Origin of the sequence: Corynebacterium sp. HMSC076D02 (assembly GCF_001813815.1) — a bacterium.
Taxonomy (GTDB): domain Bacteria; phylum Actinomycetota; class Actinomycetes; order Mycobacteriales; family Mycobacteriaceae; genus Corynebacterium; species Corynebacterium simulans.
Window position 1 is genome coordinate 84,952 of record NZ_KV814047.1, and the last position, 15,036, is coordinate 99,987.

A 15,036-nucleotide genomic window follows, 5' to 3' on the forward strand; every position below is an offset into this window, starting at 1 on the left:
CGCGTCCTCAACAAGATCGCAGACATCGTCGAGACCCGTGCAGACAAGCTGGCTGCTTGGGAGTCCTTCGACTCCGGCCTGCCAATCACCCAGGCCAATGGCCAGGCCAAGCGCGCGGCGGAGAACTTCCGCTTCTTCGCTGACCTCATCGTTGCGCAGGCCGACGACGCCTACAAGGTTCCGGGCCGCCAGATTAACTACGTCAACCGCAAGCCAATCGGCGTCGCAGGTCTTATTACCCCGTGGAACACTCCGTTCATGCTGGAGTCTTGGAAGCTCGCTCCTGCTATCGCCACCGGTAACTCCGTGGTGTTGAAGCCTGCCGAGTTCACCCCGCTTTCCGCACAGCTGTGGGCGGGCATCTTTGAGGAGGCTGGCCTCCCGAAGGGCGTCTTCAACCTAGTCAACGGCTTCGGCGAGGAAGGCTACGCGGGCGACCCACTGGTCAAGCACCCAGACGTCCCGCTGATCTCCTTTACCGGCGAGTCCCGCACCGGCCAGATCATCTTCGGGAACGCGGCACCGCACCTGAAGGGTCTGTCGATGGAGCTCGGCGGCAAGTCCCCTGCCATCGTATTCTCCGACGCGGACCTCGACACCGCAATCGACGCCTGCATCTTCGGCGTGTTCTCCCTGAACGGCGAGCGCTGCACCGCCGGCTCACGCATCCTCGTCCAGCGCGACATTTACGATGAATTCGTTGAGCGCTACACCGCCGTCGCCAAGCGCGTAAAGGTGGGCCTGCCTTCTGACCCGAAGACCGAGGTCGGCGCCCTGGTTCACCCTGAGCACTACGAGAAGGTCACCTCGTACATCGAGATTGGCAAGCAGGAAGCCAAGCTGGCCGCCGGCGGCGAGCGCCCAGAGGGTTTCGAAGAGGGCAACTTTGTGCAGCCGACCGTCTTCGTTGACGTCGACCCATCCGCCCGCATCTTCCAGGAAGAAATCTTCGGCCCGGTCGTTGCCATCACCCCGTTCGACACCGACGAGGAAGCGCTCGAGCTGGCCAACAACACCAAGTACGGTCTGGCCGCATATGTCTGGACCTCCGACCTCAAGCGTGCGCACAACTTCGCACAGAATGTGGAGGCCGGCATGGTCTGGCTCAACTCGAATAACGTCCGCGACCTGCGTACCCCATTCGGCGGCGTGAAGGCTTCCGGCCTGGGTCATGAGGGTGGCTACCGTTCCATCGACTTCTACACCGACCAGCAGGCAGTCCACATCAACCTCGACAAGGTTCACAATCCGGTCTTCGGCAAGCAGGACTAAATCTCTTTTCTCTCACCTACTTTTCACCCAAGGAGCACATCATGACCAACGTTCAAGCACCGGATATCCTGCGTTGCGCCTACATGGAGATCGTTGTTACCGATCTTGAGGCTTCCCGTAAGTTCTACGTGGATACCTTAGGCCTCGTCGTGACCGAGGAAGATGACAACGCAATCTACCTGCGCACCTACGAGGAGTTCATCCACCACAACCTGGTGCTGCGCAAGGGCCCTGTTCCGGCAGTGGCGGCCTTCTCCTACCGCGTGCGTAGCCCCGAAGATCTGGACCGCGCTGAGGAGTTTTACAAGGCCCGCGGCTGCGAGGTTCGTCGCAACAAGGACGGCTTTGTCAAGGGTGTCGGCGACTCTGTGCGTGTGCAGGATCCGTTGGGCTTCCCATACGAGTTCTTCTACGAGGTAGAGCACCGCGAGCGTCTGGCGTGGAGCTATGACGCCCATATCCCGGGCGCGTTGGTTCGCTTGGATCACTTCAATCAGATCACCCCGGATGTTCCGAAGGCCGTGGATTACATGGAGGATCTTGGCTTCCGCATCACTGAGGATATCCGCGATGAGCAGGGCACCGTCTATGCCGCATGGATGCGCCGTAAGCCGACCGTCCACGACACTGCAATGACTGGTGGTGACGGCCCGCGCATGCACCACATCGCGTTCGCTACCCACGAGAAGCACAACATCATCGCCATCTGCGACAAGCTTGGCGCTCTCCGCGAGTCTGACGCTATCGAGCGTGGCCCAGGCCGTCATGGCGTTTCCAATGCCTACTACCTCTACTTGCGCGACCCGGATGGTCACCGCGTGGAGATCTACACCCAGGATTACTACACCGGCGACCCAGACAACCCGGTTGTCACCTGGGACGTCCACGACAACCAGCGTCGCGACTGGTGGGGTACCCCGGTTGTTCCTTCTTGGTACCGCGACGGCTCCACCGTCCTCGACCTCGATGGTAATCCGGTTCCGCTGGTCGAGCGCACCGATGAGTCCGAGATGGCGCAGACCATCGGCGCGGATGGCTTCTCCTACACCCGCAAGGAAGATTCCGAGGAGATGCCGGAGTGGAAGCAGGGCGAGTTCAAGCTCGGCAACCAGCTCTAAAGCCCTCATGGACGCTGGACTGTGATTTCAAGGTTGATTAAAACCCAGAAATGCGGTCCAGCTTTTCTGCATGTTTCACGTGAAACAACGACCTAAGGAATTCGACAATGTTAGATAGCAAGCAACATATAGCCATCGCGAATGAGCTGGCGCAGGCCGAGCGCGACCGCACGATGATTCCTCTGCTGAGCACTCGTTTCCCGGACATGGGTGTGGAGGATTCTTATGCCATCCAGGGTGAATGGGTAAAGCGCGGCATCGCCGGTGGGCGACGCCTCGTTGGCCGCAAGATTGGCTTGACCTCCAAGGTGATGCAGGAGGCAACCGGTATTACCGAACCGGATTACGGGGCAATTTTCGCGGACCAGGTTTATGAGAACGGTTCCGTTATCGAGCACGCGCAGTTCTCGAACGTGCGCATCGAGGTGGAGCTCGCCTTCGTTCTCAAGGAGGACCTGGCGGGTCCTAACTGCAGCATCTTTGACGTGCTCCGCGCGACCGATTACGTGGTGCCAGCCTTGGAGATCCTCTCCTCCCGCATTGAGATGAAGGGCCGCACCATCGTGGACACCATCTCTGACAACGCGGCGCTCGGTGCGATGGTTTATGGCGGCAACCCAGTCCGTCCCGAAGACGTTGACCTCCGTTGGGTCTCCGCCCTCCTCTATCGCAATGAATCCATCGAAGACACCGGCGTCGCCGCGGCGGTGCTCAATCATCCGGCGATGGGCGTCGCCTGGCTGGCGAACAAGCTGCATGCACATGGCGACACTTTGAAGAAGGGCGACATCATCCTCGCCGGCTCCTTCACCAAGCCGATGTGGGTGGAGCCGGGCGATACCGTCCACGCCGATTATGGAAAGTTGGGAGCAATCACATGCCGATTCCAGTAGAACTTCCGCCAACCTTCACACGCGCGCTTGACGACGCCCCCTTGATCGGCGCCTGGATCTGCTCCGGCTCCCAGGTGGCGGCGGAGATTGTTGCTTCCGCCGGTTTCGATTGGCTGCTTATTGATGGCGAGCACTCCCCTTATAGCTTGGAGACCATCGCAGAATTGCTTCGGGCCACGGATGCGTATGGGCCAACCCGTATGGTGCGTGTTCCGGTTAATGACACCGCACTTATCAAGCAATACCTAGATGTTGGTGCTCAGAACCTGATGGTGCCGATGGTCGATACTGCAGCCGAGGCCGAGAAGGCTGTAGCGGCAATGTATTACCCACCGCGCGGTGTGCGCGGCGTCGGCAGTGCGTTGGCTCGTTCTTCCCGCTGGAATGGTGTGGAGGGGTATTTGCAGAAGGCCGCTGAGACCGTCAGCCTGACCGTGCAGATTGAGTCCTTCACCGCTGTGGAGAACGCGGCGGAGATCGCGGCCATCGATGGTGTTGACCAAGTATTTGTCGGCCCATCGGATCTGGCGGCCTCAATGGGGCTGCTGGGCCAGCAGACCCACCCAGACGTGTTGGACGCAGTGCAGCGTACTTTCGATGCGGTCCGTGCCGCGGGCAAGCCGGTGGGCGTCAACGCTTTCAATCTGGAGCAGGCGCAGCGTTATCTCGACGCAGGTGCGTCGTTTGCGCTGGTAGGAGCTGATGTCCAGCTGCTGTCCGGTGCGGCGCGTACGCTGGCGGACAAATTCTCGAAGAAAGGTTAGCAACTTTTATGACCATCAATGTTGAGCAACTGTTGGCCAAGGTTCCGACCGGACTGCTGATTAACGGGCAGTGGCGCGATGCTGCGTCAGGTGAGACCTTCGACGTGGAGAATCCCGCCACCGGCGAGGTACTAGCCACATTGGCTTCGGGTAACTCGGAGGACGCCGTGGCCGCGCTGGATGCCGCCTGTGCCGTCCAGGACGAGTGGGCGCGCACAACCCCGCGCGAGCGTTCTAACATTCTGCGTCGTGCCTTCGAGCTTGTTACCGAGCGCAAGGATGAATTCGCTGCGTTGATGACCTTGGAAATGGGCAAGCCTCTGGCTGAGGCCTACGGTGAGGTCACTTACGGCGCGGAGTACCTGCGCTGGTTCTCTGAGGAAGCCGTGCGTGACTATGGCCGCAGCTTGCCTGCACCGGAGGGCACCCTTCAGATGGTGACCCGCCGTAAGCCGGTGGGCCCGTGCCTGCTTATCACCCCGTGGAATTTCCCACTCGCCATGGCTACCCGCAAGGTTGCGCCGGCGGTTGCTGCGGGCTGCACCATGGTGCTCAAGCCAGCGAAGCTGACTCCGCTGACCGCTCAGTACTTCGCCCAGACCATGATTGACGCAGGTCTTCCGGAGGGCGTTCTGAACGTCGTGGCGGGTAAGTCCGCTTCCGCCATTTCTGAGCCGGTCATGGCTGACTCGCGCCTGCGCAAGGTGTCTTTTACTGGCTCTACTCCGGTGGGTAAGACCTTGTTGAAGGCTGCTGCGGACAACGTTCTGCGCACCTCCATGGAGCTCGGTGGCAACGCGCCGTTCGTCGTCTTCGAGGACGCAGACTTGGATCAAGCTGTAGCGGGTGCGATGGGCGCGAAGATGCGCAACATTGGTGAGGCCTGCACCGCAGCTAATCGCTTTATTGTGCACGAGTCCGTGGCCGAAGAGTTCGCCCAGAAGTTTGCAGCCAAGATCTCTGAGCTCAAGGTGGGCAACGGCATGGATGAGGGCGTTACCTGTGGGCCGCTCATTGAGAAGAAGGCTCAGGACAACGTCGCCGCGCTCGTCGAAGACGCCGTCGCCAAGGGTGCCAAAGTCCTCGTCGGCGGCAGCCGTGGTGAGGGTGCTGGCTACTTCTACGAGCCGACCGTCCTGACCAATGTTTCACGTGAATCACGCGTGGCGCAGGAGGAGATCTTCGGACCGGTTGCGCCGATCCTCACCTTCAGCGATGAAGCCGAGGCCATCGAACTGGCCAACGACACCGAGTATGGCCTGGCCTCCTATGTGTTCACGGAAGACTCCGACCGTATGTGGCGCCTGGGCGATGGCCTAGAGTTCGGCCTCATGGGGTTTAACGCCGGCGTCATCTCTAATGCCGCTGCCCCATTCGGTGGCGTCAAGCAGTCCGGCATGGGCCGCGAGGGCGGCGCCGAGGGCATCGAGGAGTACACCTCGCTGCAGTACATCGGTGTGCGTAACCCATACGCCAACCGATAAGGAATATAAGAAAAGCAGCCACTCCGATGGGGTGGCTGCTTTAGGTCTTAACGAGGGTCGCGCTCGCAACCAACGCCATCGCCATCACGATCAAACTTCGACATGAAGCCAGGATCGCCAGAGCGGATTGGGCGGCCAATGGAGTTCCACACAGCAGTGCAGTTTGCATAGCTGGCGGTGACGCGAGCCGGGGCGGGTGCCATCACGCGAGGTGGGGCGGGAGCTGGCCTAGGGGCGGGAGCGGGAGCTGGTGCCGGTGCTGGCGCAGGGGCGGGAGCTGGTGCTGGAGGATTCGGAATAATTCCAGGCAGTGGATTGGGGATCATGCGCTGTTGAACAGCCCAATAGACTCCGCCCGCGATGAGGCCGGCCAATGCGAGAGCGCCAACGACAGAGCCAACAATTACCCCGGTATCAGGTTCAGAGGACTGGGAGTTGGTGGCGGTATCTTGTTCGGCTGTAACGCCCGTTTCGGAGGCAACCGGAGCGTTAACTTCTTGTGCTTGCGCTGGAGAGATAGCGCCAAATGAGAGGGCCGCTGCAAGCAGTAGGCCAAGAGATTTCTTCTTCACAAATTTGTTATGCGACCACGCAGAGCCGTATGGAGGCTAAATGGGAGATTTACCCCCATCTAGAACTCTTAAAGGGATGGAGTGCGAAACGGGCGCGATAAGCGCTGGGAGAAAGTCCGAACTCAGCCTTGAAGATGCGCGAGAAATGCGAAGGATCGTGCAGGCCGTAGCGCGAGGCGATGGTGCCAATGGATTCCTTGGCATTTAAGGGGTTTGTTAGCTCCTCCCGTACTTTCTCTAGTCGGCGGCTGCGGATATAGGAGCCTACTGATAGGCCTTGTGCGGCGAAGCGGGAATGGAGATGGCGCACGGATACGAAAAGCGCCGTGGCGATGGTGCTTGGGGAAAGATCTGCATCACCCAAATGCTGCTCGATATATGAGGTGGCCTGGTTGAATAACAAATTCTTCGAGTCAGAAGCGGTGTCGATTTCAGAAGAGAACACTGTGACCAACATGTTCAAGGCGGAGCGAACAAGGGCCGGGGCGTGCGGGCCTTCGAGCACGTCGAGGTTATTGGCCAGCTGCTCGAAAAGCGGCACTGCCACCTTGCCCAAGCCATGATCACGGGAAACTGGGCTCGCAGTTAGCTGCTGAATCTGCGCCGGTGTGAGGCTAAGTAGGCTCTGTGGGAAAGTGAACGATAAGAGTGTGCTGCTCGACGGGATATTCAAGAACATAAGGTCGTTGAGTGACATACAGTGCTAAGTCACCGGGATGAAGCTCGCAGGTTCGGCCATCTTGAGCCATGGTGGAGTGGCCGGAAAGCTGGAGGCTGAGCTTGCAAAAGGGGGCGTCGGCAAGCGCTGCGTTTTCCCTTTTTACCGAATGGGGCGCGGTGCGCATGTCAAAGAGGGAGACCTCCCCCACCCTGGTGCTGGTGAGCTGAGCCCAAAAGGTGCTCGCCTCGGGTGCATGAACTTCCAGCTTGCCGAAGGTCTCCGAAGACGCCGCGCGCCAGGCCGCGAGGTCATAGTGCGAGGAAGGGTTGGGCATATAAGTACTATACAGTGACCTCAAGCACATTTTTGAACAAGTTTTGTGCGCTTAAAGTCAAGCGGCAATATGTGTTGTGGGTAACAATAGTCAAAACTTTGCACACCTCGACCAAGGAGAATAAATGTCGCAGTTCGCCACGTATGAAGATCTTCTCGCAGCTGTTAGCGCTGAGGATGGCGTAGAAATCATCAACCCAGCCACCGAAGAGGTTGTGGGCGTCGCACCTGAAGGCAGTGTTGAGGAGCTCAATGCGGCGGTCGAGCGCGCGGTTCACGCGCAGAAGTCCTTTGCAAAGCTCAGCGACTCTGAGCGCTGTGACCTCCTGCTCAAGGCTGCGGACGCCATTGAGGCTTCCGCGGAGCCGCTGGTGGAGCTGCTCTCCCGCGAGCAGGGCAAGCCGCTGAACGGCCCGAATGCTCGCTTCGAGGTTGGTGCGTGCTCCGCGTGGCTGCGCGCGACGGCGTCCTTCGAGTCCCCTGATTACACCGCTGTCGATGATGACATCACCGCGACCGTGCACTACCGTCCGCTCGGCGTCGTCGGTGCGATTGGCCCGTGGAACTGGCCGATGATGATCACCATTTGGCAGATTGCCCCGGCCCTACGCATGGGTAATGCCGTGGTGGTTAAGCCTTCCGAGTACACCCCGCTGTCCGTCCTGGCGCTCATCAAGGTCTTTAATTCCGTGCTTCCGGAAGGCGTCCTGCAGGTTGTCACCGGTGACGGCGCGGTAGGCGCAGCGCTGACCACTCACGCGGACATCGACAAGATCATGTTCACCGGCTCCACTGCGACCGGCAAGAAGATCGTCGAGTCCTCTGCCGCGAACCTGCAGCGCCTCACCCTTGAGCTCGGCGGTAACGATGCGGGCATCGTGCTTGACGACGCCGACCCAGCCGCCATCGCCGGCGACCTTTTCTGGGGCGCGTTCATCAACACTGGACAGACCTGCGCGGCAATGAAGCGCCTGTACGTGCCGGAATCGCTTTACGACGCTGTCTGCGAAGCCCTCGTCGAGGTAGCCAAGGCCTCGCCGATGGGTGTGGGCTTGGAAGAAGAAAACGTGCTCGGCCCGCTGCAGAACAAGCAGCAGTTCGACATCGTGGACAAGCTCGTCAACGCCGCCAAGGACTCCGGCGCCCGCGTGCTGCTGGGCGGTGACCCGGACTATGACGCGCCGGGCTACTTCTACCCCACCACCCTGGTGGCGGACATCGACCCGGATAACGCGCTGGTCGTCGAGGAGCAGTTCGGCCCGGCACTGCCGATTGTGAAGTACACAGACCTGGATTGGGCCATCGAGCAGGCCAACAAGCTTGACGTGGGCTTGGGCTCTTCCGTGTGGTCCTCCAACCGTGAGCGCGCTCTGGAAGTTGCCGCGCAGCTGGAGGCTGGCACCACGTGGATCAACGGCCACGGTGCCGTAGATCCGCGCGTGCCGTTCGGCGGCATCAAGTCCTCCGGCTACGGCGTGGAGTTTGGCACCGAGGGCCTCAAGGGCCTGGCCTACCCGCAGATTATCAACGGCTAAAACCGCCGTGGCGCTGCTATTCTAAGCGCCATGAGCACCGCCAACGTCCCGGAGATCGAGTACGCAGCCTTCGACGCAATGAAGGAGGTTGCGTCCTCGCTGAAAGCTGCCTACCTCACTCGGGCCGCTGAAGCAGGCAACGATGTTGAATCACAATGGTGGATTCGTCAGAATTGGCTGGTAGAGGACATAGTCAGTGGTGTTGATTCAACCGACATTGAAGCCATCCGCGCCGCTGCGGCTCTCTTTGCGCAGCGGCTTGAAGCCCTCTCCTCCGAGCACAAAGCGGCATAGCTTATGCTTTCCGCCGCTGATTTCCCCGTTGATCCACAAGTTATGGAGCAACGGCTAAAGACTCTGCAAGCCAGCTACTTTGGCCGATCGAATGCTCACAGTCCGTCTGTTCCAGAAGTCATTTATGTGGCGGGGCAGCCAGCGTCAGGCAAATCAACGGCTATTGAATCTGTAAAGAATGGTCACGCGGTCCTTGATTCCGATGAGGTTCGGAAGCTGCACCCCGCCCTCGACGAGATCATGGAGCGCGACCCCCTGCGCATGGACGTGCTCACCAATGGTCCGGTGCCCTATTGGATGTCCTCGCTGATTGAGTATGGCCGGCAGCACGGGCACTCCCTCATCATTGAGAACACGCTGTCCAACCCGGAATTCATCGCAGGAGAGATAGCCAAGTTTCGCTCCGCGGGTTTCCGCGTGAGGGTCGTGGGCTTGGCGGTGGCGCAGGAGGTCTCCAGGCTCGGTGTCGTCCAGCGCTACCTGGAGGCGCAGCGCGTGAGCCGCTACCCGCGCTGGACCAATGAGGTTTCCCATACGTCGGGCTTTAAGGCCATCGTCCCAGGGCTTCAAGCGATTGCCCCGCTTGTCGACGACCTCGAGATCCGCACCCGCGACGGCCGCACCTTGAGCGGTATCGAGGATATTGAAGCCGAGCGCGCAACCTGGTTCGACTCCCCCGCCATTCGTGCTGATTGGCTGGCCCGCTTCGACAGCTGCGACTTGAGTGGCCTTGAAGCGGAGAAGCTCACGCAAAACCTCGTGGCTGATGCAGAGCGTATCCGCAAACTTTAAGGCTGTGCCCGTGGAACTGCGCGCCCGGTAGGCGGTGAGAGCTTCGTGTCAAAGCGGCTGCTGGCGAGCTAGCGGTCTGCGAGGTCGAGCAGGCTGAGGATGTCGTCTGCGTGGAGTTTCGTTTCAATGTAACCTAAATGCGCTATGAATAGCGTATGACTACACGTGCTGCTATTTACCTCCGTATCTCGTTAGATGCTGCCATGGACGGCCTCGCCATCGACCGGCAGCGTCAGGACTGCGAAGCCCTCGCCGAGTAACGCGGCTGGGACGTCGTGCATACCTACGTCGATCAATCGATCTCTGCATCAAAGAAGGACGTGGACCGTCCCGACTACGACGCGATGGTGGCGTCCTTTGAGCGCGGCGAGATCGACGCGATCATTTGCTGGGACCTCGACCGCCTCACACGACAGCCCGCGCAGCTCGAAGAGTGGATCGACAGGGCGGAAGAGCAGGGGCTGAAACTCGTCACCGCGAACGGTGATGCTGACCTTGCCACCGACGGCGGCAGAATGTACGCGCGTATCAAAGCAGCCGTGGCGCGCGGCGAGATCGAACGCAAAAGCATGCGCCAATCCCGTGCGCAACAGCAGCGCGCCGAGCAGGGCCGCTGGTACTCCGGCGGTGTGCGCCCGATCGGCTACACCTCCACCGGCGAGATCATCCCATCCGAAGCCGCCGCCGTGCTCGGTATGTTCCGCGCTGTCGAGAGGGGCAACTCCATGCGCGATATCGCACGCGCCTTATCTGGGGTCGATCAACCGGGCTTGCCGGACATTCCGACCACGCCGCGCCATATGCACACCGTGGTCACAGAGCGCAACGCACGCCGTCGCGCTGCTGGCCAGGAAGAAAAGTCGGTTCCCGACGCGCAGCCCTGGGCCTACACGTCGTTGCACTCGATCCTGCGCAACCCCGTGTATGCCGGCTACTCCACGTATAAGAAGGCCAAGCGCAAAGGCGTGAAGAACAAATACCGCCGTGTCACGCATATCGTCCGCGACCCCGATACCGGCGAGCCGGTGAAAGGGCAGTGGGAGCCGATCGTCACACCCGATCTGTGGTGGCGTGTGCAAAACGTGCTCGATGATCCCGACCGGCTGACAAACAAGGAGCGCCGGAACACTCGCCGCCATCTTGGCTCGGGCCTGTATGTCTGCGACGAGTGCGGCAACCCCGTGCACACGCATGCCGACCGCTACCGCTGCGCGGCCTGTGGCTTAGTGCGCACTCATAGCGTCGATGATTTTGTGCTCGCCGTGATCCGCGCCCGCCTTGGCCGTGACGACCTAGCAGACCTGTTGCCAACTGCGGATGACGACGAGGTCGACGCCATCGACGACGAACTCGCTGAGCTTCGCGCAAAGCTCGCCCGCGTCCAGGCTGACTACGACGAGGAGCTTATCGAGGCCCGTGACCTCAAGCGCGCGCGAAACCGTTATGAGCCGCAGATCGAGAAACTCGAAACGCGCCGTGCCCGCCTTGCTGGCGCATCGGCGCTGCTCGACACAACCGGCTACGCCTCGCCCGTGGACGCCTTCGACAACGCAGAGCTTGCCGTGCAGCGTCGAGTCATTAACACCCTGTGCCAGGTGCGCCTGCGCCGTGGCGTGCGCGGCACCAAGACCTTCAACCCTGAATCGGTGCAGATCGTGTGGAACTAGGTTGCAGTGTGTGGCACATCAACAATCGCGCGCATGTGCTGCGCCTTAGGGGCGGCCTAAGCAAGCGCACGACACCGTGCGCTTGCGGCGTGCGAAACTAGGCAGGAGTTTCGCGCAGCTGACGTTGGCGAGGATGACGTCAGAAGAGAGCAAGGACGAAAGGGCGTGTTGCGGGCAACCCCACTCCGTACGGGGTGAATCCAAGACATAGCGGACCAAGGACAACCACCGCCCTCCCGAGCCTAAGGCCCGTGAAAAGTACCAATAAAATTAGAAAACTGGTTCTATTCCCATTTATATTCACTTAGGGTAGCCTTCCTTTTGAGGCAATCCCGCCTCATTTCCTCTCTCAAAGGAGACTGTTATGACCCCCAAAAAAGCGCACTCGGCAGTTTGCAGCGCTGCTGATTGCCTCTGCTCTGAGCGTTTCCGTATCTAACTCAGCCGTTGCTTCCGCAGAAGAATTCCAAGACCACGGCGCCAAGGGAGGCTTTGCTTCCGGTGTGATGGCCGAGCTACTCGGCGAGGCAGCACCAGCCTTCACAACCTACTGGGCATCTGTCGGCCGGAAAGTTCGCTACCCTGCAGGTGGCGGTACCTGGGAGTACGGATTCTGGGACGCTAAGGCGCGTTCTTATTTCACCGTGAATCGGTGCCATACTTCGACTGTGATCGTCAACGACAGAAGGCAACAAAGCATCGACACCCGCGGCGGCCAGAAGTCGATCGCCGAGCTTTGGGCAACGAATTTGCCGGGCACTAAGGACAGCTACTACTACAACTTCTGCTAGAACTCATGCGTATTCGACCCCTAGTACTTGGGCTTTTGAGCCTACTTCTTGCTGCAGTCATCGCGACTACTGGGTGGCTGCTGACAGCCCTGGTTGACTCCACCAAGCCCTTGTCCTTAGGGGTCGAATCAACCTTTAGTCTTGACTACGTCGAGCCTAAGACTTCACTCGCGGAGGAACTTGAGTCAGACTACGCACCGACGGTAATCCGTAACTCACTGGTTTCATTGGCCGAGCAGAACGGCTACTCCATCTACCGGCTGACTGGCACCGATGACGCAAGCGGGACTTCCCACGAGGTTTTCATCCCGCTGGAGGAAAATTATCCAGCACCGGAACGCATTCCCCGGCTCAACCGGCCGGATGCCTTGAGCCAAGCGGCCAGTGAGCTTGGGTCGCTTGATTACCACGGTGACTACGTCTTGGTTCCCAAAGCAACGGGTGGCAATGCGAACCACTTCTACGAATCGGCCAGGAATGACGGGCTCAGGCTAAGCGAAAAGACGCAGTTCCTTCACCTCATCCAATCGGTCGTATTCCGCCTGCCCGCGTTGGTGGCGATCCTGTTTCTATTTGTCGTTTCCCTTTTTGCCCTGGTATTTGTTCTTCGGGTTTCCGGTCTTAGATTGGCAGCGCTGCGCACAATAAATGGAGGGCACCGCAGTCAAAAAGGTAATTGGCGGCAATGGACCTTTGTCATCCTCCCGCACCTAGTTCTCATTGGCCTTGCGAGTACATTCCTCGCCCGCCAAGGGAGCTATTCTTTTGCCCTCCTGTTCCTCAGGTTCTACGCCGCCGGGATAGGCTTGGCCCTGGCTACCACCGGTTTGGCCGTAGCCGTCACCGCCCCATTGTTGCGCCGCGCAGTAGCGCTGCTGGGGCAGCGTGCCCCCGCAGAGAAGGCGGCGGGAAAAGCGCTGAAAGTAATTTCGGTCTTTACCTGCGTGACCTTTGTAGCAGCGGGTCTTAGCTCAGCGGCTGCGCTCCGCTCCTACCAGCAGGAATCCGAGGCCCAGCAGACCTGGAAATCTCTCGCGGAGTTTGGAGCCTTGCATTTTTCAGCCAACTTCGACGGCCCTGCTGGCCGCGTGGAAGGAGGCGAGCTCTTGCCGCCCAGTGTGCAGCAGAACTTCCGCGACTTCGCGCTCAGCTGGGAACGGGAGCACGGGGCTGTCCTCAGCCATACTTTGCCGAAAGAAGGTACCGGTGTGCCGGACTCCTGCCCCGTGGCACTTGCTAACCGCCAATGGCACGATCTGCAGGATTATCAGTTCCGTCCCGGAGACGACAACCACTCGGTCGACTATTCCGCAGCCCAAGAGCATTTCGCAGCTTCCGTGGATCTGTGGGCTCAGGAATCCGGCGACCTGCTCCTTAAATCTGCGCAAATTGGTCCGGTCAGTGCCGATCATGCGGTCGGATTCATTAGTGGAACAATGTCGGGGGAACTGGTTCCCGGCGATTGTTTTTACGTGCTTGAAACGGACGATCTATCCGGCTTCGACGCAGACTTCCTAAGCTCCACAGCTTCGAGTGAAAACTTGCTCTTCGCGGATTTCTCGGAACTGGGTCCAGAACTTACCGCTGCCGGCCTCGAAGGCTACGTGTACCCGGTACGCGCGGCCGATCGCGGTCTGGCCGAACTAGTAGCCAGCACGGCGCTGTTCTGGCTGAGTATCCTGAGCGTCCTCGGAGCTTTGCTCGCCACGCTTGCGGCCTTGATAGTCCAGGCGCGCATCCAGCTCCGAGTTCACCGTCGCCTCCTGGTACTCCTCCACAGCGCTGGGCAATCACCGGACAAAACGATGTGGCGACTATTCAAAAGCCAACTGGTCAGCCTGACAGTTGTCGTCATATTGTCCGTCCTGGCTCCGCTACTGCTTCCCAACCCGTTCCTCTACACCTTCACCGCGCTAAGCTGCCTTGTCTTAATCGTCTACCTCGGTTTTGTCCGTTTCAGTATTTCTCAGCACATGTCCGCCTCCCCTAGGAGTCACAATGTCATTGGCTAGCCCCAATCAGTCCCCCACTCTGCCGCCAGAGATTTCCACCTCTCATCTCTGTCTCGCCGCGGAGTCGACTTTTTCTGTGGGGCGCAGCACGCGGATGGTGAAGAAGTCCCTCGTGGAAAATGCAACGTTTTCCCTACCCGGGCCAGGCTTTGTCGCCATCTGTGGAGCCAGCGGTTCCGGAAAGACTTTGCTGCTCAACACCTTGGCCGGGCTCCTGCCGCCGGCGGACGGCCTCCTCCGGATAGACGGTGAGAATGCCTCCGCGTGGAGGATGAAGCGGAGGCGGAGGTTCTGGCGAGAACGCGCCGCGATAATCCACCAAGACCACGGAATCATTCCCGAACTAAGCTGCGAAGATAACCTCACCCTCGGGCTATCCAGGAAGCAATACTCCAAAGAAGAATTGCTGCACTCCCTCGGCGAAGTCGGTCTTGATGTCCCCTTCGACGGGCCGGCAGCTATTCTCAGCGGAGGCGAGCAGCAGCGGCTGGCGATCGCCCGAGCCCTGCTCCGCGGCGCGGCTTATGTGTTCGCTGACGAGCCGACCGCCTCCCTCGACCCCACTAACCGCGACCAAGTTATCGCGCTCCTGCGGCGAGCTGCGGACGGGGGCGCACTCGTTCTGGCCGCCACGCACGATGCCGCAGTTATTGCTGCCGCTGACAGCACCTTGCGCATCAATGATCGCCAGGTCACAGTCTCCGGCTCTGCGCGGGATTAAATCGCGATGCCCGCGGCCTTGGCCACCTTCCGGTACCCGGCCGCATGGTCCGCGACGCTGGCGTGGGCGTTGAGTCCGCTGGGGTTGTCGAGCACGGGCCTGACCCCCGGAAAGTAGACACGTCGGG

The 15,036-nt window shown here is 60.0% G+C and carries 14 protein-coding genes and 1 pseudogene; 12 read left to right on the forward strand and 3 right to left on the reverse strand.

Translation table 11 applies throughout. From position 1 onward, the window contains the following. From HMPREF2935_RS07055 to HMPREF2935_RS07075, 5 genes are all read left to right on the forward strand, one after another. Positions 1 to 1,272, forward strand: a 1,272-nt coding sequence (locus HMPREF2935_RS07055; RefSeq protein WP_070732558.1) for an aldehyde dehydrogenase, incomplete at its 5' end; no start/stop codon positions are given. Positions 1,273 to 1,313: 41 nt separating this feature from the next. Continuing rightward, a complete protein-coding gene (gene hpaD, locus HMPREF2935_RS07060; protein WP_061925414.1) occupies positions 1,314 to 2,390 on the forward strand; it encodes a 3,4-dihydroxyphenylacetate 2,3-dioxygenase in 1,077 nt (358 codons plus the stop codon). A gap of 107 nt (positions 2,391 to 2,497) precedes the next feature. After that, positions 2,498 to 3,283 carry a 2-oxo-hept-4-ene-1,7-dioate hydratase gene (hpaH, locus tag HMPREF2935_RS07065; RefSeq protein WP_070732560.1) on the forward strand — a complete coding sequence of 262 codons (786 nt, stop codon included), beginning with the start codon at positions 2,498 to 2,500 and terminating at the stop codon, positions 3,281 to 3,283. Next, complete coding sequence (locus HMPREF2935_RS07070) at positions 3,268 to 4,047, forward strand: HpcH/HpaI aldolase family protein (protein ID WP_070732562.1); 780 nt, start codon at positions 3,268 to 3,270, stop codon at positions 4,045 to 4,047. Before hpaH ends, HMPREF2935_RS07070 begins: the two co-directional genes overlap by 16 nt. Before the next feature lie 8 nt (positions 4,048 to 4,055). Further along, on the forward strand, positions 4,056 to 5,531 hold the full coding sequence (locus tag HMPREF2935_RS07075) for an NAD-dependent succinate-semialdehyde dehydrogenase (RefSeq protein ID WP_070732564.1): 1,476 nt from the start codon (positions 4,056 to 4,058) through the stop codon (positions 5,529 to 5,531). Positions 5,532 to 5,578: 47 nt separating this feature from the next. On the opposite strand, the gene HMPREF2935_RS07080 is transcribed toward HMPREF2935_RS07075, so the two are convergent. The 3 genes from HMPREF2935_RS07080 to HMPREF2935_RS13560 all read right to left on the reverse strand — a co-directional run bounded on the left by HMPREF2935_RS07080 (position 5,579) and on the right by HMPREF2935_RS13560 (position 7,098). After that, on the reverse strand, positions 5,579 to 6,103 hold the full coding sequence (locus HMPREF2935_RS07080) for an excalibur calcium-binding domain-containing protein (RefSeq protein ID WP_061925401.1): 525 nt from the start codon (positions 6,101 to 6,103) through the stop codon (positions 5,579 to 5,581). Between the two features lie 49 nt (positions 6,104 to 6,152). Next, on the reverse strand, positions 6,153 to 6,644 hold the full coding sequence (locus HMPREF2935_RS13555; protein ID WP_246817792.1) for a helix-turn-helix domain-containing protein: 492 nt from the start codon (positions 6,642 to 6,644) through the stop codon (positions 6,153 to 6,155). A gap of 73 nt (positions 6,645 to 6,717) precedes the next feature. Beyond that, positions 6,718 to 7,098 (reverse strand): cupin domain-containing protein, encoded by a 381-nt coding sequence (locus HMPREF2935_RS13560; RefSeq protein WP_246817793.1) that lies wholly within the window; start codon positions 7,096 to 7,098, stop codon positions 6,718 to 6,720. 124 nt (positions 7,099 to 7,222) lie between these two features. Here HMPREF2935_RS13560 and HMPREF2935_RS07090 point away from each other — a divergent pair, with 124 nt between their 5' ends. The 7 genes and pseudogenes from HMPREF2935_RS07090 to HMPREF2935_RS07120 all read left to right on the forward strand — a co-directional run bounded on the left by HMPREF2935_RS07090 (position 7,223) and on the right by HMPREF2935_RS07120 (position 14,909). Beyond that, a complete protein-coding gene (locus HMPREF2935_RS07090) occupies positions 7,223 to 8,632 on the forward strand; it encodes an aldehyde dehydrogenase family protein (protein WP_070732565.1) in 1,410 nt (469 codons plus the stop codon). A 30-nt stretch (positions 8,633 to 8,662) separates the two neighbouring features. Then, positions 8,663 to 8,926: a hypothetical protein gene (locus tag HMPREF2935_RS07095; protein ID WP_005530783.1), complete on the forward strand. Its 264-nt coding sequence runs from the start codon at positions 8,663 to 8,665 to the stop codon at positions 8,924 to 8,926. A gap of 3 nt (positions 8,927 to 8,929) precedes the next feature. Continuing rightward, positions 8,930 to 9,718: a zeta toxin family protein gene (locus HMPREF2935_RS07100; RefSeq protein ID WP_062036587.1), complete on the forward strand. Its 789-nt coding sequence runs from the start codon at positions 8,930 to 8,932 to the stop codon at positions 9,716 to 9,718. A gap of 272 nt (positions 9,719 to 9,990) precedes the next feature. Then, positions 9,991 to 11,385: pseudogene (locus tag HMPREF2935_RS07105) on the forward strand (recombinase family protein); the annotation flags it as partial. A gap of 506 nt (positions 11,386 to 11,891) precedes the next feature. Then, positions 11,892 to 12,176 (forward strand): lactococcin 972 family bacteriocin, encoded by a 285-nt coding sequence (locus tag HMPREF2935_RS07110; protein WP_046646499.1) that lies wholly within the window; start codon positions 11,892 to 11,894, stop codon positions 12,174 to 12,176. Between the two features lie 5 nt (positions 12,177 to 12,181). Continuing rightward, entirely contained in the window at positions 12,182 to 14,188 is a 2,007-nt protein-coding gene (locus HMPREF2935_RS07115; RefSeq protein WP_070732567.1) for a hypothetical protein, read from the forward strand. Next, on the forward strand, positions 14,175 to 14,909 hold the full coding sequence (locus HMPREF2935_RS07120; protein WP_016456434.1) for an ATP-binding cassette domain-containing protein: 735 nt from the start codon (positions 14,175 to 14,177) through the stop codon (positions 14,907 to 14,909). The genes HMPREF2935_RS07115 and HMPREF2935_RS07120 overlap by 14 nt, the downstream gene beginning before the upstream one ends. Positions 14,910 to 15,036 lie beyond the last annotated feature (127 nt).

Excerpts from the sequence above, each read along its gene's own strand:
- HMPREF2935_RS07090 (WP_070732565.1), top strand. The coding sequence starts at position 7,223 with ATGTCGCAGTTCGCCACGTATGAAGATCTTCTCGCAGCTGTTAGCGCT.
- HMPREF2935_RS07120 (WP_016456434.1), top strand. The coding sequence starts at position 14,175 with ATGTCATTGGCTAGCCCCAATCAGTCCCCCACTCTGCCGCCAGAGATT.
- hpaH (WP_070732560.1), top strand. The coding sequence starts at position 2,498 with ATGTTAGATAGCAAGCAACATATAGCCATCGCGAATGAGCTGGCGCAG.
- HMPREF2935_RS13560 (WP_246817793.1), bottom strand. The coding sequence starts at position 7,098 with ATGCCCAACCCTTCCTCGCACTATGACCTCGCGGCCTGGCGCGCGGCG.
- HMPREF2935_RS07110 (WP_046646499.1), top strand. The coding sequence starts at position 11,892 with ATGGCCGAGCTACTCGGCGAGGCAGCACCAGCCTTCACAACCTACTGG.
- HMPREF2935_RS07095 (WP_005530783.1), top strand. The coding sequence starts at position 8,663 with ATGAGCACCGCCAACGTCCCGGAGATCGAGTACGCAGCCTTCGACGCA.
- HMPREF2935_RS07070 (WP_070732562.1), top strand. The coding sequence starts at position 3,268 with ATGCCGATTCCAGTAGAACTTCCGCCAACCTTCACACGCGCGCTTGAC.
- HMPREF2935_RS07115 (WP_070732567.1), top strand. The coding sequence starts at position 12,182 with ATGCGTATTCGACCCCTAGTACTTGGGCTTTTGAGCCTACTTCTTGCT.
- HMPREF2935_RS07075 (WP_070732564.1), top strand. The coding sequence starts at position 4,056 with ATGACCATCAATGTTGAGCAACTGTTGGCCAAGGTTCCGACCGGACTG.
- HMPREF2935_RS07100 (WP_062036587.1), top strand. The coding sequence starts at position 8,930 with ATGCTTTCCGCCGCTGATTTCCCCGTTGATCCACAAGTTATGGAGCAA.
- hpaD (WP_061925414.1), top strand. The coding sequence starts at position 1,314 with ATGACCAACGTTCAAGCACCGGATATCCTGCGTTGCGCCTACATGGAG.